Annotated in this window: 23 protein-coding genes; 9 read left to right on the top strand and 14 right to left on the bottom strand. The window is 64.7% G+C overall.

Going from position 1 to position 20170, the window contains the following annotated elements:
• Positions 1–208: 208 nt before the first annotated feature.
• Genes EAV90_RS21465 through EAV90_RS21455 form a run of 3 tightly spaced genes read right to left on the bottom strand, consistent with a single transcriptional unit; the run spans position 209 to position 3109 of the window.
• On the bottom strand, positions 209–1021 hold the full coding sequence (locus tag EAV90_RS21465; protein WP_129144617.1) for an ABC transporter permease: 813 nt from the start codon (positions 1019–1021) through the stop codon (positions 209–211).
• 4 nt (positions 1022–1025) lie between these two features.
• Positions 1026–1940 carry an ABC transporter permease gene (locus tag EAV90_RS21460; RefSeq protein ID WP_129144616.1) on the bottom strand — a complete coding sequence of 305 codons (915 nt, stop codon included), beginning with the start codon at positions 1938–1940 and terminating at the stop codon, positions 1026–1028.
• Complete coding sequence (locus EAV90_RS21455; protein WP_129144640.1) at positions 1937–3109, bottom strand: ABC transporter ATP-binding protein; 1173 nt, start codon at positions 3107–3109, stop codon at positions 1937–1939. The genes EAV90_RS21460 and EAV90_RS21455 overlap by 4 nt, the downstream gene beginning before the upstream one ends.
• Positions 3110–3233: 124 nt before the next feature.
• Between EAV90_RS21455 and EAV90_RS21450 the strand changes: the two genes are divergently transcribed.
• On the top strand, positions 3234–3449 hold the full coding sequence (locus EAV90_RS21450; protein ID WP_129144615.1) for a hypothetical protein: 216 nt from the start codon (positions 3234–3236) through the stop codon (positions 3447–3449).
• On the opposite strand, the gene EAV90_RS21445 is transcribed toward EAV90_RS21450, so the two are convergent.
• Together EAV90_RS21445 and EAV90_RS21440 are read right to left on the bottom strand one after the other, a co-directional pair.
• On the bottom strand, positions 3446–4906 hold the full coding sequence (locus EAV90_RS21445; RefSeq protein ID WP_129144614.1) for a glycerol-3-phosphate dehydrogenase: 1461 nt from the start codon (positions 4904–4906) through the stop codon (positions 3446–3448). The two genes, EAV90_RS21450 and EAV90_RS21445, sit on opposite strands and share 4 nt — an antisense overlap.
• 39 nt (positions 4907–4945) lie before the next feature.
• The gene (locus tag EAV90_RS21440) at positions 4946–7633 is read right to left on the bottom strand and encodes a sensor domain-containing protein (protein WP_122405594.1); all 2688 of its coding nucleotides are present in this window, start codon (positions 7631–7633) and stop codon (positions 4946–4948) included.
• Positions 7634–7835: 202 nt separating this feature from the next.
• Here EAV90_RS21440 and EAV90_RS21435 point away from each other — a divergent pair, with 202 nt between their 5' ends.
• Complete coding sequence (locus tag EAV90_RS21435) at positions 7836–8939, top strand: NAD(P)/FAD-dependent oxidoreductase (protein ID WP_122405595.1); 1104 nt, start codon at positions 7836–7838, stop codon at positions 8937–8939.
• Positions 8940–9105: 166 nt separating this feature from the next.
• On the opposite strand, the gene EAV90_RS21430 is transcribed toward EAV90_RS21435, so the two are convergent.
• Positions 9106–9285, bottom strand: a complete 180-nt coding sequence (locus tag EAV90_RS21430) for a YdcH family protein (RefSeq protein ID WP_025034152.1) — start codon at positions 9283–9285, stop codon at positions 9106–9108.
• A gap of 328 nt (positions 9286–9613) precedes the next feature.
• Here EAV90_RS21430 and EAV90_RS21420 point away from each other — a divergent pair, with 328 nt between their 5' ends.
• The 3 genes from EAV90_RS21420 to EAV90_RS21410 all read left to right on the top strand — a co-directional run bounded on the left by EAV90_RS21420 (position 9614) and on the right by EAV90_RS21410 (position 10429).
• A complete protein-coding gene (locus EAV90_RS21420) occupies positions 9614–9820 on the top strand; it encodes a YdcH family protein (RefSeq protein WP_008546179.1) in 207 nt (68 codons plus the stop codon).
• Between the two features lie 129 nt (positions 9821–9949).
• On the top strand, positions 9950–10156 hold the full coding sequence (locus EAV90_RS21415; RefSeq protein ID WP_122405596.1) for a hypothetical protein: 207 nt from the start codon (positions 9950–9952) through the stop codon (positions 10154–10156).
• A gap of 21 nt (positions 10157–10177) precedes the next feature.
• Positions 10178–10429, top strand: a complete 252-nt coding sequence (locus tag EAV90_RS21410) for a hypothetical protein (RefSeq protein WP_129144613.1) — start codon at positions 10178–10180, stop codon at positions 10427–10429.
• On the opposite strand, the gene EAV90_RS21405 is transcribed toward EAV90_RS21410, so the two are convergent.
• Positions 10426–11157, bottom strand: a complete 732-nt coding sequence (locus tag EAV90_RS21405) for a GGDEF domain-containing protein (protein ID WP_162500444.1) — start codon at positions 11155–11157, stop codon at positions 10426–10428. The genes EAV90_RS21410 and EAV90_RS21405 overlap by 4 nt on opposite strands.
• Before the next feature lie 142 nt (positions 11158–11299).
• Here EAV90_RS21405 and purE point away from each other — a divergent pair, with 142 nt between their 5' ends.
• Together purE and EAV90_RS21395 are read left to right on the top strand one after the other, a co-directional pair.
• The gene (gene purE, locus EAV90_RS21400) at positions 11300–11788 is read left to right on the top strand and encodes a 5-(carboxyamino)imidazole ribonucleotide mutase (RefSeq protein WP_122405599.1); all 489 of its coding nucleotides are present in this window, start codon (positions 11300–11302) and stop codon (positions 11786–11788) included.
• The gene (locus EAV90_RS21395) at positions 11785–12891 is read left to right on the top strand and encodes a 5-(carboxyamino)imidazole ribonucleotide synthase (protein ID WP_129144612.1); all 1107 of its coding nucleotides are present in this window, start codon (positions 11785–11787) and stop codon (positions 12889–12891) included. Before purE ends, EAV90_RS21395 begins: the two co-directional genes overlap by 4 nt.
• A gap of 39 nt (positions 12892–12930) precedes the next feature.
• On the opposite strand, the gene aqpZ is transcribed toward EAV90_RS21395, so the two are convergent.
• Positions 12931–13653 (bottom strand): aquaporin Z, encoded by a 723-nt coding sequence (gene aqpZ, locus EAV90_RS21390; protein WP_129144611.1) that lies wholly within the window; start codon positions 13651–13653, stop codon positions 12931–12933.
• 262 nt (positions 13654–13915) lie between these two features.
• Here aqpZ and rpsU point away from each other — a divergent pair, with 262 nt between their 5' ends.
• The gene (rpsU, locus tag EAV90_RS21385) at positions 13916–14212 is read left to right on the top strand and encodes a 30S ribosomal protein S21 (RefSeq protein WP_027573137.1); all 297 of its coding nucleotides are present in this window, start codon (positions 13916–13918) and stop codon (positions 14210–14212) included.
• Between the two features lie 223 nt (positions 14213–14435).
• Positions 14436–15086, top strand: a complete 651-nt coding sequence (locus EAV90_RS21380) for a tetratricopeptide repeat protein (protein ID WP_122405602.1) — start codon at positions 14436–14438, stop codon at positions 15084–15086.
• A 26-nt stretch (positions 15087–15112) separates the two neighbouring features.
• On the opposite strand, the gene EAV90_RS21375 is transcribed toward EAV90_RS21380, so the two are convergent.
• From EAV90_RS21375 to EAV90_RS21350, 6 genes are all read right to left on the bottom strand, one after another.
• A complete protein-coding gene (locus EAV90_RS21375; RefSeq protein ID WP_129144610.1) occupies positions 15113–16027 on the bottom strand; it encodes a hypothetical protein in 915 nt (304 codons plus the stop codon).
• A 91-nt stretch (positions 16028–16118) separates the two neighbouring features.
• Positions 16119–16403, bottom strand: coding sequence for a cupin domain-containing protein (locus EAV90_RS21370; protein ID WP_129144609.1), 285 nt, complete (start codon positions 16401–16403; stop codon positions 16119–16121).
• Between the two features lie 12 nt (positions 16404–16415).
• Positions 16416–17513 (bottom strand): calcium:cation antiporter, encoded by a 1098-nt coding sequence (locus EAV90_RS21365; protein ID WP_129144608.1) that lies wholly within the window; start codon positions 17511–17513, stop codon positions 16416–16418.
• 49 nt (positions 17514–17562) lie between these two features.
• Positions 17563–18897, bottom strand: coding sequence for a sodium:proton antiporter (locus EAV90_RS21360; RefSeq protein ID WP_407194528.1), 1335 nt, complete (start codon positions 18895–18897; stop codon positions 17563–17565).
• A gap of 97 nt (positions 18898–18994) precedes the next feature.
• Positions 18995–19792 carry an alpha/beta hydrolase gene (locus EAV90_RS21355; RefSeq protein WP_129144639.1) on the bottom strand — a complete coding sequence of 266 codons (798 nt, stop codon included), beginning with the start codon at positions 19790–19792 and terminating at the stop codon, positions 18995–18997.
• Positions 19793–19939: 147 nt separating this feature from the next.
• Positions 19940–20170: NAD(P)(+) transhydrogenase (Re/Si-specific) subunit beta (locus tag EAV90_RS21350; RefSeq protein WP_164937046.1), on the bottom strand; the 231-nt coding region annotated here is incomplete at its 5' end.

Genomic DNA, 20170 nt, shown 5'->3' with positions numbered 1-20170 from the left:
CTTCGGTTCACCTCCCCCCGGCGGAGAGAGGTCGGATTGCTTCGGCGCGCAATTGCGCGCCTGAGCAATCCGGGTGAGGGGCCGCAGCGATCAGCGAGACCTCAAGCCCTCACCCGGATCGCATCTTTGATGCGATCCGACCTCTCCCGTCGGGAGAGGTGATCTGCCTCCTCGGCTCGCATCGTTTCAAGCAAAAACTCATCCTGCTCTAAAGCGGTGCCGCGCTCTCGCCCTGCGAGCTCGACAGCTTCGAGGCGAGCGAGGCAATGACGATGACGACCGCGATCAGGGCGATCACCAGCGTACAGATCGCGTTGATCTCAGGCTTCACACCGAGCCGCACCTCCGAATAGATGCGGATCGGCAGCGTCGCCGAGCCGGGGCCGGTGGTGAAGCTCGCGATGACGAGATCGTCCAGCGAGAGCGTGAAGGCGAGCATCCAGCCTGCGACGATCGCAGGCGCGATCAGCGGCAGGGTGACGGCCATAAACGCCCGAACCGGGTTGCAGCCGAGGTCCATCGCGGCCTCCTCCAGCGAACGATCGAGCGAGCCGAGTCGGGACTGCACGACCACCGCGACGAAGCACATCGTCAGCGTGGTGTGGGCGATCGTCACCGTCCAGAAGCCGCGCTCGGCGTTCAGCGCGACGAACAGCAAGAGCAGCGACAATCCGGTGATCACCTCCGGCATCACCAGCGGCGCATAGAGCATGCCGGAAAACAGCGTGCGGCCGCGGAAGCGTTCACCGCGCGACAGCGCCACCGCCGCGAGCGTGCCGAGCAGCGTGGCGATCGTCGCGGAGGAGACCGCGACCCGCAGGCTCATCCAGGCCGCCTCGATCATGGCGCGGTCCTTGAAGAACTCGCGGTACCAGCGCAGCGACCACCCGCCCCACACCGTCACCAGCCGGGAGGCGTTGAAGGAATAGAGAACGAGGATGAGAATCGGCAAATAGAGAAACGCCAGGCCCAGCGCCAGCGACGCGATGTTGAAGCGTGATAGGCGCGAAACCTTGCGCATCGTCTCAGCGCCTCTGTTCCAGCTGCCGCTTCTGCAGCCGCTCGTACAGCAGCAGCGGCAGCAGCAGCACGACCAGCAGCACGATGGCCGCGGCGGAGGCGACCGGCCAGTCCTTGTTGGTGAAGAATTCCAGCCACAGGGTCTGGCCGATCATCAGCGCATTGGAGCCGGCCAGGAGATCAGGGATCACGAACTCGCCGACGATCGGGATGAAGCACAGCAGCACGCCGGCCCCGACGCCGGGCAGCGACAGCGGAAAGGTGACGAGCCAGAACACATGCCAGGGCGGCGCGCCGAGATCGGAGGCCGCCTCCTCCAGCGCCGGCTCCATCTTGGCGAGCGTGGCGTAGAGCGGCAGGATCATGAACGGCAGATAGGAATAGACGATGCCGATATACATCGCGGTGTCGGTGGAGAGCCACACCACGGGCTGGCTGACCAGATGCAGCGCCAGCAGGATCTGGTTGAGCAGGCCATCATGCTGGAGGATGTTGATCCAGGCATAGATGCGGATCAGGAACGAGGTCCAGAACGGCACGATCACCAGCACCATCGCCACCGCCTGCCAGCGTTTTGGCAATCGCGCCATGCCATAGGCGATGGGATAGCCGAACAGCAGCAACAGTGCAGTCGCGGTCACGGCGACGGTGAGGCTGCGGACATAAGCAAAGACATAGATGTCGTCGGAACCGAGCAGCCTGAAATTGTCGATCGACAGCGCGGCTAAGGCGGCCTTGAGCGCTTCCCATCCCGCCGTCAGGTCGAACACGGGCTCATAGGGCGGCTGCGCGATCGCGGTCTGCGACAGGCTGATCTTGAGGACGAAGGCGAACGGCACCAGGAAGAACAGCGCCATCCAGACATAGGGTGCGATCGCAGCGAAGCGCGCCGGCCGCGCGAAGATGCGGCGGGAGCTCATGACGGCAGCACCACGCAATCGTCGGGCGTGAACCAGGCGACGACATGCTGGTTGAGGCTGTAGGCATCGACGTCGAGGCGCGCGCTGTTGACGACCGAAGCCTGCAGCATCCCGCCGGAATCGAGCTTCACCTTGTAGGTGGTGGTGCCGCCGAGATAGCAGATGTCGGCGATGACGCCGTCCAGCAGGTTGATCGCCGTCTCACGGCCCGCCTCGCTCACTGGGGCGCGACGCGACAGCTTGACCTTCTCGGGACGGATCGCGACCGCGAATTTTCCCGTGCCGAGCGGTTCGCGCGGCTCGGCGACCACCAGCGCACCCGCATCACGCGTGCCGATGACCAGACGATGACCGTCGCGCAATTTTGTCTCACCGTCGAACAGATTGATGTCGCCGACGAACTCGGCGATCCAGCGCGAGCGTGGTGCCTCATAGAGCTCGCGAGGACTAGCCACCTGCGCGAGCTTGCCGGCCTTCATCACGCCGATCCGGCTCGCCATCGTCATCGCTTCTTCCTGGTCGTGGGTAACGATGATGAAGGTCATGCCGAGCCGGCGCTGCAGCTCCATCAGCTCACCTTGCGTGCTCTCGCGCAGCTTCTTGTCGAGGGCCGCAAGCGGCTCGTCGAGCAACAGGAGTTGCGGCCGGCGCGCCAGGGCGCGGGCGAGCGCCACGCGCTGGCGCTGGCCGCCGGAGAGCTGGTCCGGCTTGCGTTTCTCCAGGCCCTCGAGCTTCACCAGAGCGACCATTTCCGCGACGCGGGTGGCGATCTCGGCGCGCGCCATGCCGGCACGCTTGAGGCCGAAGGCGATGTTGTCGCGCACCGACAAATGCGGAAACAGCGCATAGTTCTGGAACATCATGTTGATCGGACGCTCGTGGGGTAGCGCCTGCGCGATATCCTTGCCGCCGAGCAGGATGTGTCCCTCGTCCGGCGCCTCGAAGCCCGCCAGCATGCGCAGCAGCGTGGTCTTGCCGCAGCCGCTCGGCCCCAGCAGCGCGAAGAATTCGCCGGACTTGATGTCGAGCGACACGCCGTCCACGGCCCGGAACGTTCCAAAGCGCTTGGCCACGCCCTCGATGCGCAGCAACGGCTGGCCCGCCGCGGGAAGCGCATCTCCGCCAGTCACATCCGCTTGAACATCCCTTCCGGGCAGCTCTTCCGCCATGATCCCTGCCAACCCCGATTCCGCCGCACGCTAGCGGTCGATCGTGTTTAGCTCAACCGGTTCAGGGCGGATGACCGGAAATTGGCCTTCATGCGACGCGCGTCAAAGGGCGTATGATCAGGACATGACCAAGTTGCCGGATCAGGCCCTGGAGATCGCACGCAGTCTGCCCGCAGACGCGCAGGACGATATTGCCCGCATCGTACTCCAGCTTGCCGGTACCGATGCAGCGCCTCCTGTCATCCTGTCGGATGACGAGAGAACGGCAATTGCCGCATATGCCATCCGCCATGGGGCTCGCGATCCCGGAGGGATGCCGGGTGCGCGAGGTCCCGCCTAAGTCAAATCCGCCATGAACGCCGCCAGCGCCTCACAGTCCGCCGCAGGCATTGTCAGGCCCAGCTTGGAACGGCGCCACAGAACGTCATCCGGAAAACGCGCCCATTCGCGGGTCACGAGATAGCGCACCTCGGCGCCGGTCAGTCGGGGACCGAAAGCCGGACCAAGCTCTTCGCGTGTCCTTGCTTCGCCGAGCACGGCCGACAATCCCGAGCCGTAGGCCGCAACCAGGCGCTGGGCTTCCGACTCCGGCAGAAAGCGCCAGCGGTCGCGCGCAAGCTCGACCTCGGTGTCAAAACGATCCCAGGCGAAATCTCCGCCGGGCAACGCCGCACCCGCGGTCCAGGGCGGCGACATCGGATAGAACGGGGTCAGCTTCGTCACCGCCCACTCCGCGCGCAAGCGCGAGGTGGTGACGTCGCCGCCGAACATCGTGAGCAGCGGCGCCTTGCCCCGGCGCGCGTGGAACAGCGTCGTCTCGTCGCGGCCGCGCGCGGACGCCAGCGTCAGGTTGACGCCCGAGACCGTGCGGACCACGTCGATCGGGGCGACGCGCTCGCGGAAATAGCGGCTGACGGCCTCGCAGAGATAGCTGATGTCGGCTCCTCGCATCGCAACGATGGCGGGATCGCCCGTGAAGGCGTGCGTGACCGTGCCGATCAGCGTGAAATCGCGCTCGAAGGGCCGGGCGAAGATCAGCTGTCCATCATTGTTCTGGAAGACGTAGACGTTTTCAGAATCGAACAGCCTGGGCACGATGATCTGGCTCATCTGAGTAGCCGCCATCACCGGCTGCGGCTGCCGCAGCACGGTCTCCGCGACCATCGAGGTCCAGCCGCCGGTCGCGTTGGCCAGCGCCCGCGCCGTGACGGTACGGCGGTGTCCGCGATCGACCACCGCGAGGCGCCAGATCTCGCTTCGGTCGGCACGGACGCAGCGCGCCCCGGTCCGGATCGCAGCGCCACGCTCGGCGGCATCCAGGGCCGTGAGCACGACAAGACGGGAATCGTCGACCACGCAGTCCGAATATTCGAACGCCGTGCCGAACGGACGTTTCAGCGCGTTGCCCACCGGATGATGCGTGATGTCGAGGGTCGTCGATCCGGGCAGGCCGTTCCGGCTGGCGAGGCTGTCATAGAGGAACAGGCCAGCGCGCAGCAGCCACGGTGGACGCTCGTCCGCATGGGCCGGAATCACGAAGCGCATCGGCCGGACCAGGTGCGGCGCGATGGCGAGCCAGATCCGGCGCTCGGCGAGCGCTCGGCGCACCCGCCAGAAGCCACGGCGCTCCAGCACCGCGAGATCGCCATGGATCAGCCGCGGTGTCGCCGACGACGCGGCGCCGGCGAGATCACCCTGCTCGAACAGAATCACGCGCAGGCCGCGGCCAGCCGCATCGCGCGCGAGGCTGACACCGTTCAGGCCGCCGCCGATGATCGCAAGATCGTAGTCCGCCATGAGGCCGTCGAATGGGAGCGTTGGTAGCGCTCAGCATCACTAGCCGGTCTTGAGCGCGAGCTCCATGACCTCGGCGCGGCCGACGAGATCGGCATATTTCCCGATCGGCAGCGGCTTGCCGAGCAGATAGCCCTGCACGCCGTCGCAGCCCTCCTTGGCGAGGAAGGCGAGTTGCTCCACCGTCTCGACGCCCTCGGCGATGATCGACATTTCGAGGCCGTGGCCGAGGTCGATAACGGCACGCACGATCGCCGCTGATTGCGGGTTGCGGCCGAGATTGATGATGAAGGCGCGGTCGATCTTGATCTTGTCGAACGGGAACGCCTGGAGGTAGCTCAGCGAGGAGTAACCGCTGCCGAAATCGTCCATGGAGATGCGCACGCCGAGCGCCTTGAGGCGGCGCAGCAGCGCAAGGCCCCGATCGAAATCCTCGATCAGCACACCCTCGGTGATCTCGAGTTCGAGCCGGCCCGGTGCAAGGCCCGTCTCGATCAGGATCGAATGGACGAGGCCAACCACGTCACCGTGCATGAACTGCGCCGGCGACAAATTGACCGCGACCTGCAGCGGCTTCGGCCAGGACGCCGCCTCGCGACAGGCCTCGCGCAGGATCCACTCGCCCATCTCGACGATCAGGCCGCTCTCCTCAGCGATCGGGATGAATTCGGCCGGCGAGACCTGACCGCGGACCGGATGCTGCCAGCGCGCCAGCGCCTCGAAGCCGATGATCTCGCTCTCGGCGACGCTGTGGCGGGCGGCCCCCTGCGGCTGGAAGGCGAGCGAGAGCTCGCCGTTCTTGATCGCCATCGAAAGATCCTGGTGCAGCACGCGGCGATTGCGGATCTGCTGGTCCATCTCCGGCTGGTAGAGGCTGATCGTGCCGCGCGACTTCTGCTTGGCGCGGAACAGCGCGGCGCCGGCGTTGGCGAGCAGCGAGGCGCCATCCGTGCCGTTGTGCGGGAAGATCGACATGCCGGTGGTGACGCCGGCACGGACCGGCCGGCCATCGATCTGGAACTCCTCCGCGACGGCTTCGCCGATCTGCTGCGCCAGCGCGAGCCCCGCTTGCGGCTGCTTGCCGTCGATGATGAGACCGAACTCGTCGCCGGACAGGCGCGCCACCACGCCGCCGCGGGCGGAGTCCTGGAGCCGCTGGGCCACCTCGATCAGGAGTTTGTCGCCGAGCGCATGGCCGAAGACGTCGTTGACCTCCTTGAGCCCGTCGAGGTCGACGCAGAGCACGGCGAACTCCTCGCCGGTGCCTTCGCAGGCCTCGATCATCTGAGTCAGCGCCTGCAGGAAGGCGGCGCGGTTCGGCAGATCGGTGAGACCGTCGTGATAGGCCATGTGCGCCATGCGCGACTCGGTCTGCCGGCGATCCGTGACGTCCTCGTGGGTCTTGATCAGATATTGCGGTTCGCCGGCGTCGCTGAGCACGGTGGCGCGGCGGGTCAGGAACAGCCGCAGACCGTCCTTGGTGGAGATCGGATGCTCCTCGGTGATCATCCCGCGTTTCTTGATCGCGGCCTCGTCGCGCGCGATGATCAGCTTCGCTTCCTTGGCGTTGAAGATGTCGGAGGCGGTCAGGCCGGTGGCTTCCTCGCGCCTGCGGTTGAGGATCGTCTCCGCGCTGCGGTTGGCGAGCAGATAGCGGCCGTCCTTGACCTGCTCCACGATCAGCGCGACCGGAATATTGTCGACCACGAGCTCGAGGAACTTCTTGGTGCTCTCCAGCTCCTTCGACAGCGAGCGGCGGTCGGTGATGTCCTCGAACACGATGAGCAGGAATTCGGGCTTGTCGCTCTCGTTGCGGACCACGATCCGGATCGAAGCGACCATGCGCCGTTCTTCGCCCCGCTCGAGCTCGAATTCGTTGCGGAACTCGCCGTCCGGCGAATTGAGCGCCGCCCGGTCGGTCGCCTCGATCGTGGCTGCCGAGACCGGCGCAAACAACTCGCGCGCATTCTTGCCGACGACATGATCCCGCGAGAACCCCCAGAACCGCTCGCAGGCGCTATTGGCGAAAATGTAGCGGCCGTCCTCGATGTTCTTCGCCGCGACGCAGGCCGGCACGTTGTCCAGCACCGTCTCCAGGAACTGCTTGGTCGAGGCGAGCTGCCGTGACAGCCTCCGCTGCTCGCTGACGTCCAGATGCGTCGCAACCGAGCCGCCATTCGGCAGCACGAAATATTTCACCAGGATGGCCCGCCCGTCGGGCAGTTCGGTGATCAGACCATTAGGGCTTGCCGCCTTCTCGTAGAACTCGTTGTCAGAGACGCCGCCGAGGACGCCCCGCTTGCGCCTCAGCTCGAGGATATCATGGGCGGTCATGCCGGTCCAAAGGTCGGAGCGGGTCAGGCCGTAAATATCGAGATAGCGGTCGTTGCAGAAGATGATGCGCCGCTGCGCATCCGTCATCACCACGCCCTGGTTGAGATTGTTCAGGGCCGACGAGATGAAGGCATTGCGCCGCAACTGCAAACGCCGGGTCTGACGCAGCGAGGAATGGATCCACAGCGCGATCGCGCCGAGGAACGCGCAGATGACGATGCCCGCGATCAGGGCTTCCCAGATCACGTTGGGATCAAGCTTGGTGAGATCGCCCGGAACGGTGAACCCGTCCGAAGCCGCAAAGGCGCGCACAGGCGCGGCCGCGCCGGCCAGGCACATGACGGCCTGCACAGCAATCGGAAGCGTGCTGCCCACGTGCCAGTTCTTCTCAGCCATCAGCCACCCGCGATTTCAACGTCGGATTGTCTGGCCTCGCGGGTTTGGATCGGGTAAACGCTTGTACCCACAATAGAAAAATGTGACGCGAAATACGGCAATTGCCCTGACATGATAAATGCTTTCTTAACGGAAAATTCCCCTGCGCCGCCGCTTCCAGGCCTGACGCCACCGGCGCTTCCAGCGGACATCCTGCGCAACCATGGATAGGGTCGACTGCGTCGTCATCGGAGCCGGCGTGATCGGTCTCGCGGTGGCCCGAAAGCTCGCGCAGACCGGGCGCGAGGTGATCGTGCTCGAGGAAGCCGAGGCCATTGGGACCATCACCTCCTCGCGCAACAGCGAGGTGATCCATGCCGGCATCTACTACCGCGCCGGAAGCTGGATGGCGCGCATGTGCGTTGCCGGCAAGCACGCGCTCTACCGCTACTGCGCCGACCGCGGCATCCCTCACAAGAATTGCGGCAAGCTGATCGTCGCGACCAGCCCGAAGGAGACCGAGAAGCTGCAATCGATCAAGGCGCATGCCGAAGCCAACGGCGTGCTCGACATGCAGCTGCTTTCGGGCGAGGCCGCACGCGCGCTGGAGCCGGCGCTCGCCTGCGACGCCGCGCTGCTGTCGCCGTCAACCGGCATCATCGACAGCCACGCCTACATGCTCTCGCTGCGCGGCGAGGCCGAGGACGCCGGCGCCGCCTTCGCGTTTCACACCCCGCTGATCCGCGCCAAGGCGGCGGCCGGTGTCATCGAGATCGATGCCGGCGGCGAGGCACCGATGACTCTGCAATGCGACCTTCTCGTCAACGCTGCCGGCCTCTCGGCGACGAATGTGGCGCGCAACATCGACGGCATGCCGCTGGACCGGATTCCGCCGGCCTACCTCGCCAAGGGAAACTACTTCAGCTGCAACGCCAAGGCGCCGTTCTCGCGCCTGATCTATCCGGTGCCCGAACCCGGCGGATTGGGCGTGCACCTGACGCTGGATATGGCAGGGCAGGCCCGCTTCGGGCCTGACGTCGAGTGGATCGAAACGATCAACTACGAGGTCGATCCTTCACGCGCCGAGCGCTTCTACCCGGCGATCCGCAAATACTGGCCGACACTGCCCGATGGCGCGCTGATGCCGAGCTATTCGGGCATCCGCCCGAAGATCGTGCCGCCGGCCGTGGCCACGCAGGATTTTTTGATGCAAGGCCCGCACGATCACGGCGTCGCAGGGTTGATCAATCTGTTCGGCATCGAATCGCCGGGATTGACGTCGTCGCTCGCGATCGCCGATCACGTCGCCGAGCTCGCAGGCATCTAGAGCGTCTTCGTGCGAAGTGGATACCAGTTCGCGTCAGGGCAACGCGTCCAAACAAAGACCAGCGCCGTGCAAAGATCTTGCACGGCGTGCACCCTGCAGCAGGGATGAGCACGAATGCTCTCACCCCTGCGAAGGATGTGATCAACTCTGCGGTGTTACGGGGTTACTAGTGGAGCGTGTCGCCTTGCTTCAGACGCTCGATCTGGTCCTTGACCATCAACTTCCGGCGCTTCAACTCAACAATTTGCAGGTCGTCTGTTGAAAGGTGCACAAGAGCTTCGTGCAATTCGTTTTCGAGAAGTTTGTGCTTCCGTTCCAATTCAACAAGATGTGCCTGAATTGTCATTCGAAACCTCCTCGGTAGGGTTGAACCTCAGGATTCGATCCGGACAGCCAAGTCTACATCACCGATTCGTCCTGTCGATGGGTATCCGTTGTCGCGCCGTCATTTTTGAAAGTTCATATGTAAGGAAGCGTGACCAAGGGAACCACGCGGGAAAAATCCATGATATCAATGCAGCTGCGCAAGGCCACAGCTCCTCGCAGAAATATGTTGCGGGAGATCGGCGAGCGAGGGTCGCAGATCGCTTGCGATCACGCCGCGCAAGGACGATAATTTCCACAGGGCATCCACAGCCCAGATTCACGGCTATCGGTTTTCGGCCACCGCAGACATGACCAATGAAGATGAGCGTGAGCTCGAAGCCGAGCTCACCCGGTTGCAGCAGGAACACCGAGATCTCGATGCGGCGATCGATGCGTTGCATCAATCGCCCGCGCCCGACCTATTGCGGTTACAGCGGCTCAAGAAGCGCAAGCTGTTGTTGCGCGACCGCATCGCGTTCATCGAAGACCAGATTACCCCCGACATCATCGCCTGAGCCTAAGCCGGTCTTTCGCGGCGCTCGCCGCAGCTGAATCCACTTGACTCAAAAAGAACAAAATAGGAACATTCGAAGGATCCCAGCGGCCCCAGGAAAATGCAAAGACAAGGCACAAGGACAACGCAGATGTCGGCAACGCCTCTTCTCGACAACAGCCATTATGAACAGGCCTGCGATCAGGCGATCGCGATGTGCGACGGCAATCTGCGCAGCACCATCAAGGCGCTGATCATGGCCAACGAATATCTGGAAGCCGAGCTGGAGGAATTGCAGGCGGCGATTTCGGCCGGCTGCATTCCGGAAACCTCGCGGAGCAAGAGCAGCGCCGCCTGAGTTCATCATTGGAGCAACGCCATGTCAGATGTGACCTACTACGTTGCAATGCCCTTCTTGATCGATGCCGACGGCTCGCCGGTCGCGGGCGCCGCGGAGGAGTGTCAGTCCTCGACGGCGGCGCTACGACGCGCAGAGATTCTCGCGCGCGGCGCCGGCCATATCGGCGCGATCGCGTTCAGCCGCAGCGGCGATCCCATGACCGGCGAGTTCGGTGACGCGACGCTGCTGCGCAAATTCGGCAACGTGCCCGAAGATCTTGCGACCCTCTAACGCTCGCCGCTGGCCAGCCTGATCCGCGGCTCGTGCCGGCGGTGCGCCTTGCGGACGTACATGGCGGCATCGGCCTCCTCCAGGGCGCGGCCTGCGTCGGAGTGGGGACCGAGCAACGCGACGCCGGCAGAGGCGCCTGCGGTCACGTGCTGCCCGCGGAAGACGAAGGACAATTCGTCGATCGCCTGCTCCAAGGCCGTGGCCTTCGCCTTGGCATCGGTCTCGCTGAGATTCCAGAGCAGCAGCGCGAACTCGTCGCCCCCGAGCCGGCCGACCACGTCGGAGGCGCGCACCTGTCGCGTCAGCGTGGCGACAATCGCCTTGAGCACCTCGTCGCCGGCGGCATGGCCGAAGGAATCGTTGATCGGCTTCAGCCGGTCGACGTCGAGCACGATCAGCGCCCCGCTGGCGCGGTAGCGCTTCATATAGGCGATGGCGCGCGCGAGCTCGCGCTCGAAGCCGCGCCGGTTGTGAATTTCGAGCAGGAAATCGGTGTCGGCCGCAGCTTCCAGCTCCGCGACCCGGCGCTGCGCTTCCTTGAGCTTGGCCCGCAAGCCCCGGATCGTCGCCCTGACGTTGTCTCTGGCTCCGTCATCATCCAACGCGGCGCGCCGCGACGGCTTCGCCCGACGCTTGGTCGGCCGTTTGGGGGCGGCATTGGATCGGCCGGCGCTGGTCTTCCGGCCCTCTTTGGCCTTCGCGGCGCTAGCCCTTTTTGGTTTCTTCATGGGCATCCTGCTCAATGAAGGCTTGCGGGGATTCACCAAGACAGGATAGTGGATTCCCTTCTCCTTGCCACCGCCTTGCGAGCCGCCGGCCGGAACCTTTAATCTGGCCTATCTTTCTGTTTTTCCGGGCACATTTGATGTCATGACCGCGCCGATCGCCATCATCATGGGAAGCCAGTCGGACTGGGACACGATGCGGCATGCCGCCGACACGCTTGACGCGCTCGGCATTGCCGCCGACAGCCGCGTCGTCTCGGCCCACCGCACTCCCGACCGGCTGTTTGCTTTCGCCAAGGGCGCCAAGGCCGCGGGTTACAAGGTCATCATCGCCGGCGCCGGTGGCGCCGCACATCTGCCCGGCATGGCGGCGGCGCTGACGGAACTCCCGGTATTCGGCGTTCCCGTCGAATCCAAGACGCTGAAGGGCGTCGATTCGCTCTATTCGATCGTCCAGATGCCAGCGGGCATCCCGGTCGGCACCCTCGCCATCGGCAAGGCTGGCGCGATCAACGCCGCGCTGCTGGCAGCCGCCGTGCTGGCATTGTCCGACCCGGCCTTGTCCGATCGCCTCGCCGCCTGGCGCAAGGCTCAAACTGAGGCGGTCGCCGAGCGCCCGGAGGACAAGGCGTGACCGACACCAGGCACGTGAAGCTGAAGCCCGGTGACACCATCGGAATCCTCGGCGGCGGACAATTGGGCCGGATGCTGGCCATGGCCGCGGCCCGGCTCGGCCTGCGCTGTCAGGTGTTCTCGCCCGATCCGGATTCGCCGGCCTTCGACGTCGTGCTGAACGCGACCTGCGCCGAATACGCCGATGTCGAAGCGCTCGAGCTGTTCGCGAGCGACGTCGATGTCATCACCTACGAATTCGAGAACGTGCCTGCCGCCGCCGCGATGGTGCTGGACGCGCGCCGCCCGGTGCTGCCCAATCGCAGGATCCTCGAGACCACCCAGGACCGGCTCGCCGAGAAGGATTTCGTGACGAAGCTCGGCATCGGCACTGCGGCCTATGCCGACGTCACCTCCGTCTCCTCGCTACGCGAGGCGATCCTGAGAATCGGCCTCCCGGCCGTGGTGAAAACCCGCCGCTTCGGCTATGACGGCAAGGGCCAGGCCATCATCCGCGAGGGCGACGACATCGCCAAGGTGTGGACCAGTCTCGGCACCAAATCGGCGATCCTGGAGGCCTTCGTGCCGTTCGAGCGCGAGATCTCCGTGATCGCTGCACGGTCGGCCACAGGCCAGGTCGAGTGCTTCGACGTCACCGAGAACGAACACCGCGACCACATTCTGAAAATCTCCCGCGCACCGGCACCGATCCCGGACGCTCTCGCCGATGAAGCGCGCAGCGTCGCGACCAAAATCGCAAACGCGCTCGATTATGTCGGCGTGCTCGCCGTCGAGATGTTCGTGCTCGCCAATGGCACCGGAGCGAAGGTACTGGTCAACGAGATCGCCCCGCGCGTGCACAATTCCGGACACTGGACGCTCGACGGCGCTTCGGTCTCGCAATTCGAGCAGCACATCCGCGCGATCGCCGGCTGGCCGCTCGGCAAGCCGGTGCGCCATGGCGAGGTCGTCACCATGACCAACCTGATTGGGGACGAGATCAAAGATTACGAGAAGTGGCTCACCGTGCCGGGCGCCACCGTCCACATCTACGGCAAGGGCGCGCCGCGTCCCGGCCGCAAGATGGGTCACGTCACCGAAGTGCGCCCCACCATCGGCAAGTAACGGGACCGCAGCTTCGACCTGCGATCCCGCTCTTTGCGATCACGCGGTCTTCACGCCCGCGACGACGCCGGTAGGCTCCTCGCTGAGCCAGCGATAGATCACCCCACCCAGAGCGCCGCCGATCAGCGGTGCAACCCAGAACAGCCAGAGTTGCGACAGCGCCCAGCCGCCGACGAACAGTGCCGGGCCGGTGCTGCGCGCCGGGTTCACCGACGTGTTGGTGACGGGAATGCTGACGAGATGGATCATCACCAGCGCGAGCCCGATCGCGAGCGGTGCGAAACCCGCCGGCGCGCGGCCGTGGGTGGCACCCATGATGATGAACAGGAACATCATGGTCATCACCGCCTCGGTGAGGAAGCACGCGATCATGCTGTACTGGCCGGGCGAATGCGCATCATAGCCGTTGGAGGCGAAGCCCTTGCCGACATCGAATCCGGGCGCTCCGCTCGCGATGACGTACAGCAGCCACGCGGCGACGATCGCACCCGCCACCTGGGCGATCACGTAGGGCAGGATCTGACCCGCCGGAAAGCGGCCACCGGCGGCGAGACCGACCGTGACAGCCGGGTTGAGATGGCAGCCCGAGATGTGGCCGATCGCATAAGCCATGGTGACGACGCTCAGGCCGAACGCGAGGGAGACACCGACCAGGCCGATGCCGACCTGGGGGAAGCCGGCGGCGATGACCGCGCTCCCGCAGCCTGCGAAAGTGAGCCAGAAGGTGCCGATGCCCTCGGCGGCGTATTTTTTCATGTCCATGGACAGTCCCCTCATTTCAAAGAGGCCGGAACAAAGCCCCGGTCACAGCCCCCCAAATGGCGCCAAATCTCCAAAATCGGGGCCGCATGGAGGTATTTTCGCCGCATTTAATGGCCGAACTTGGCCCGAAAACCCGCTTGGCCGGTGGACATCTCTGGTTTTGTCTGATACATCCCCGCGCTCAAGGTTAAGGGCGCCGGGCTTTTGCCATCCCCTTTGACTTACCAGAATTCAAATCCGATCCACCTGAAGAGGATGCCGCGTGCAGGTTCTCGTTCGCGATAACAATGTCGATCAAGCCCTCAAGGCGCTGAAGAAGAAGATGCAGCGCGAGGGAATTTTCCGCGAGATGAAGCTCCGCGGTCATTACGAGAAGCCCTCCGAGAAGAAGGCCCGCGAAAAGGCCGAAGCCGTGCGCCGTGCGCGCAAGCTGGCCCGCAAGAAGCTGCAGCGCGAAGGCTTGCTGCCGATGAAGCCGAAGCCGGTGTTCGGCGCCGGCCCGGGCGGTGATCGCGGCGCTCGTGGCGGCGCCGGTGCAGGCCCGCGCGGCCCGCGCTGATTTGCCGAACCTGTAAGACCTCAGTTTTCGATGACGCGGGCCCTTGGCCCGCGTCATTGTTTGTGAGCGGTGCCTTTCCGGGACGGGCACTACCGATGCGGCGCTAAAGCGCGATGAGACTGGGACGAATTATCATCGCGCTTTGGTTTTGTTCGAGCATGATCTCTTCGGAAAACAGCTTCAGACTTTTTCCGGAGCATGCTCTAGCGCGAGCGAACCGTAGATGGCCTCTCCCTTCCCCGAGCGTGGCTTGCCGCGGCTACGCCAGATCTGGCGGCAGCCGTTCGCGCTGGCCGTGATGGGGATTGCGCTCTGCGGCTGCTCCTTCGATCTCGGATCGCTACTCCCCGAGAAGGACAAGCCGCAAGAAGCACCCAAGACGGCCGCGCCCACCGAGAGCGCGGTGAGCGCCGGCAACATCGCCGAAGCTCAGGCCCATACCGCAAAGGCCCAGTCGCTGGCGAAGTCAGGCGAGACCGCGGCAGCGCTCGACGAGTTCAATCGCGCGGTCGGGCTCGACCCCTACAATGCGCAGGCGCTTTATGGCCGCGCGCTGATCTACCAGGGCAAGAACCAGCACGACTTCGCGATCGCCGATTTCAGCGCTGCGAGCGGGCTCAACCCGCAAAAGGCCGAGCCGCTGCTCGGCCGCGCCAACAGCTATCTTGCGCTCGGCAAGAACAAGGAGGCCGCAGCCGATCTCGATGAAGCCTCCGAGGCCGATCCGCACAACGCCCAGGTCTGGACCACGCGCGGACAGGCCTATGAGCGGCTGGGCGACAGGGCCAAGGCGGCGGCGTCCTACACCAAGGCGGTCGCGCTGCGTCCACGCGATGACGCCGCCCGCAGCGGCCTCGCCCGCGTCGGCGGCTGACGGTTTGGCGCAACGCGGAGCGCAGCTCAGTCGGGGGTAGCGCTCTTCGGCAGAACGGCGTTGAACATCGACTTCATGCCCGACAGCATCTCGTCGGCGACATTGGTCTTCTTCGGCCGCGGCATGGAGGCGCCAGCGTCGGCACGCAGATCGAGCGGTGGCGCGATGACCGGCACGGGAATGTCAGCCGGCGGCGTCACCCGATTCGGATCGTCGCTGCTGACCGAGGCCGTGTAGGGCGGATTGGAGCCACCATTGCCATAGGCCTCAGATGAGGGCGTCGATACAGTGATCGGCGGCGGCAGCGGACGAACCGGGGCCGGCTCCATGCTGACGACCCGCGGAGCCTCCGGCGTGCGGGTGGCTTCCCGCACCACGGGCTCTGCCGGCCGCTCGGCTTGCTTGGTCTCCGACGAGCGAACCTCGGCGGGCCTGGTTTCGGAAGATCTGGCCTCAGCGGCCTTGCCCTCAGGCGACTTGCGCAGGCGCTCGATCGCGGCACGCGCGAGATCGTTGGCGTCGGGGGTGGCGGCTGGAGAAGCCGCAGTCGCGGCAGAATTGGCCTCAACCACGGGAGCAGAGGCAGCCGGAGCGGACTTGGCCGCGGCCTTGTCGCGCGGACGGCCGCGCGGGCTGATTTCGGCGGGAGCCACGTCTGCGGCCTTGGTCTCGACAGGCGCCTGATGATCGGCAGGCTTCTCGGCCGCCGCCTTGTCCGTGACGTTCTTCTCGGAGATGCCCTTGGCTTTGACGCCGGGGGCAGGAAGGTTGGCGGTATCGGTGGGCTTGTCACTGCCGGTCTTGGCAGGCGCGACCGCGGCGGCTGGAGTGTCGGCCGCCGGCTTGGCGTTGATGTAATGATTAACGATGTAGGCCCCGATGATCGTCGCGAGCACCGAGGGGAAAATATCCATCGAAATTTTTGCGAGGTATTTCAGCATTCCGACCACTCCCCGCGCGATCTGATGCGGGAACTTTAGGGCATTGTGAGGGATCAACTGCGACGGATCGATGGCAAACGGTCGCGCCAACTCAACGTTTTAGCTCGACTTCAACGAACACGATCTCAGTTGAGGTTTCGTTAAGTACGTCATGTTGGACGCCCGCCTTGCGGAAGTAGGATTTTCCGGCGGCGAGTTGCGCCTTGGACCGTTCGCCATTGGGCGCCACGATGGTCATCTCGCCGGCGACCACGGGCACGATCACATAGTCCATGCCGTGGGTGTGATGGCCGGTCGCGCTGCCAGGCGGAAGGCGCCATTCCGTGACCCGGACCTCTTCGTTGTCGACCTGAACCTCGGACCTGGCGGCAAGCATCTGGAGTTCCTTTTACGGCACGAAAACCATGAACACGTAGACGGCAAATACCACCATATGGACCAGGCCGAACAGGACATTGGTCCTGCCCGTGCCGAAGGTCAGCATGCTCAGGAAGAAGGTCAGCAGCAAAAGCACGCTGCCCTGGGCGCTGAGGCCGAGTTCGAGCTCCTTGTCGAGCGCGTAGGTGGCGACGCCGACGGCGGGGATGGTCAGGCCGATGGTCGCCAGCGACGAGCCGAGCGCGAGATTGATGCTCTTCTGGAGGTCGTTCTTGCGGGCCGCCGCAATGGCCGCGACACCCTCGGGCATCAGGATCAGCAGCGCGACCAGAAGGCCGGCGAAGGCCGGCGGCGCGCCGATCCTGGCGCCGACGGCATCAACCACCAGCGAGAATTTCTTGGCCAGCAGCACGACTGCCAGCAGCGAGACCAGGAGCAGCGCCACGGTGAGCCCGAACATCCCGGCCGACAGGTGCCCCTCCCCGCCCTCGCCCTCCGTCCGTTCATGAACGAAGTAATCCTTGTGCAGGACGATCTGGGTGTAGAGAAAGACCCCATACAGCGCGAGCGTGACGACATCGACGAAGCCGAGCTGGACCGAGGAATAGACCGGGCCAGGTGTGGTGATGGTGTAGTTCGGCAGGATCAACGTGATGGTCGCGAGCGCGAACAGCACGCTGAGATAGACGTTGGCGCCGGAGAGCTGAAAACCCTGCTCGCGATAGCGCAGGCCGCCGATCAAAATGCAGAGGCCGACGAGGCCGTTGCAGACGATCATGACCACGGCGAACACGGTGTCGCGGGCCAGTTCCGGCGCAGGCTTGTCGCCCAGCATGATCGTGGTGATCAGCACCACCTCGATGATGGTCACCGAGAGCGTCAGCACCAGCGTGCCATAGGGTTCGCCGACCCGCTCCGCGATCACTTCGGCATGATGAACAGCGGCGAACACCGTGCCGAACAGGATAACCAGAAGGACGATGGCGAAGAGAAGCCCGCCAAACGACAGCGTGAACACATAACCGGTCGCGCTGACGGCTGCGAACAACAGCACGGCGAGCGCGGGGAAGATCCAGGCCGACCGGGGCATCGGACTATATGCGCTCATCCACCGCTTCCAGTTGCTTGAATGAGCAGTATCAAATCAGGCGCGAGATTCAATGCCACTGCAGGATCGGGGCGACCGGCAGGAACGTCAGCAGCAGGAACAGCGGGACCAGCACGGCGCCCGCGCGCAGGAGATAGCCGAAGAAGCTCGGCATCTCGACGCCATTCTCGCTGGCAATGCTGCTCACCATGAAGTTCGGCGCGTTGCCGATATAGGTGAGCGCACCCATGTAGACCGCCCCCATGGAGATCGACGCGAGCGTGCCCGAGAGCTCATGCATCAGCACCCGCGGGTCGCCACCGGCGAGCTCGAAGAACAACAGATATGTCGGCGCATTGTCGAGGAACGCGGACATCAGGCCGGTGAACCAGAAATAGGCGGCCTCGCGTGGTGCGCCGTTCGGCTCCGTCACGGCCGACAGCAGCCAGGCGAACGCACCGTCATGGCCGGCCTTGAGCATGGCAATGACCGGGATGATGGCGACGAAGATCCCTGCGAACAGCTTGGCGACCTCGCGGATCGGCTCCCAGGTGAAGCCGTTGGCTTGCCTGTGCTCGTCGGGCGTCAGCCACACCGAGAGCGCCGCGATCACCAGCAGCACCAGATTGCGGACGACATCCTCCAGCTCCAGCTTGGTGCCGAGAATGTCGAAGGCGATGGCCGGCTTCCAGAGCGCCGAGGCGAGCAGGCTGGCGACGATGGCCGCGATCAGCAGCAAATTGAGCAGCCCGCGGACGCGGACCGGCTGTGCCGGGCCGGTGTCATCGAGCGGCGGCTCGCTCCGGAAGCGCCAGACGTCGACAGCGACGAAGATCGCGAGCAGCAGCCCGGCCACGATCACGGTCTGCAACCAGATGGTCCGCGTGGTCCAGAAGAAGTCGACGCCGTGCAGGAAGCCGACGAAGAGCGGGGGATCGCCAAGTGGGCTCATCGCGCCGCCGACATTGGCAACGAGGATGATGAACAAGATGACGACGTGGGTGTTGTGGCGCCGCAGCCGGTTGGCGCGGAGCAAGGGGCGAATCAGAATCATCGCGGCACCCGTGGTGCCGACGACGCTCGCCCCGAACGTGCCGAGTGCAAGGATGCCCAAATTGCTTGCCGGCGTCGCCTTGATGTCCCCTGTGATGAGGATGCCACCGGCCACGACGTAGAGCGAGAACAGCAGCACGATGAAGCCGAGATATTCGGCGAGCATGGCATGAACGAGCGCCGCCAGCGTCGCCATGCCGCCGGCAAAGAAGACGAGCGAGGCGAGCGCCAGCAGCGCCCAAGCCGCGGCGATCTTGCCGTAATGATGGTGCCAGAATTTCGCAAAAAGCAGCGGCCCAAAGGCGATCGACAGCAGCAAGCCGGCAAAGGGCAGCGCATAGGGCCAGCGCATCGCCGCACCATCGAGCCCCGTCGCCGCCAGCGCATTCTGCGGCAGAAGCGTCAGGCAGAAGACAGCGAGTACGAGAACGCAACGTTGCACTAAGCTGTCAGCCGCCAATGAACCCTCTCGCCGTTTCGATCGCGCCATATTGATCGAGATTGTCGTGCCCGCCGCCCACCATGCGAACGAACCGCTTGGGCTCATGGGCGAGTGCGAACAGACGCTCTCCGAAGATGATCGAAATGGCAAGGTCGTTAGTGCCATGCATGACAAGCAGCGGCACCGTGACGCGCGCCATGCGCCGGTCCGAATGGAACGGATCGCGCATCAGAAGGCGGACCGGCACGAACCAGAACGACGAAGCCGCAACGTCGACGGTCGATGTATAAGGCGCCTCCAGGATGAGCTTCCCAACGCGATGTTCCGAGGCGATGGCAACCGCCACGCCCGTCCCCAGAGAGAAGCCCCACGCGACGATTCGTTCCGCTGCATAGCGCGCAGCGGTGAAGGCGTAAGCGGCCGCAGCGTCGTACAGCAGCCCCTGCTCGCTCGGCATCCCGCTCGAGCCCGCATAGCCGCGATAGGACAGGGCAACGAGGCCGGTGCCGTCGGCGGTCATCGCCTTGAAACGGCTGATGCGGCCGGCGAGAAAATCGCCATTACCCGGGAAGTACAGGATCACGGAATGGCCGGGCTTGGCCGGCACGTGCCAGAGGATGACTCTCTCACCGTCCGACGTGGTCAGGACATGCTCTTCCGCCTCGGGAAGGCCGGCGGCATCGGGAGCGGTGCGGCCGACGGGCGGGATCGGAAACAGCATCTCGCGCTGGCGGACATACAGCACGAGGAGACCGGCGCAATAGACGGTCACGAGCACAATGGCGATCCACTTGACGATGGTCATCATTGCACGGCCCGCCCTCGGGTTGAGACCAGGGCTTGCGACGGCTCCGCAGCAAGGCAGCTGCACGCCACCTTGTGGGCAGCGCCATTTGACGCGCCGCTCGCGCATGGCTTTGGGCCGCCCCGGATGGGACGGTCCCTTCCGCGATTACATCGCCTTGACGATGTTCTCGGTGACCTTCTTGGCGTCGCCGAGCAGCATCATGGTGTTGTCGCGATAGAATAGCGGGTTGTCGATGCCGGCATAGCCGGAGGCCAGCGAGCGCTTGATGAACATCACCGTACCGGCCTTCCAGACCTGGAGCACCGGCATGCCGTAGATCGGAGAGGACTTATCCTCTTCCGCAGCCGGATTGGTGACATCGTTGGCGCCGATCAC

The sequence above is a fragment of the Bradyrhizobium vignae genome (assembly GCF_004114425.1).
Taxonomy (GTDB): Bacteria; Pseudomonadota; Alphaproteobacteria; order Rhizobiales; family Xanthobacteraceae; genus Bradyrhizobium; species Bradyrhizobium vignae.
Note: the sequence above shows the minus strand (reverse complement) of the source record. Positions and strands in the feature narration are given on the sequence as shown.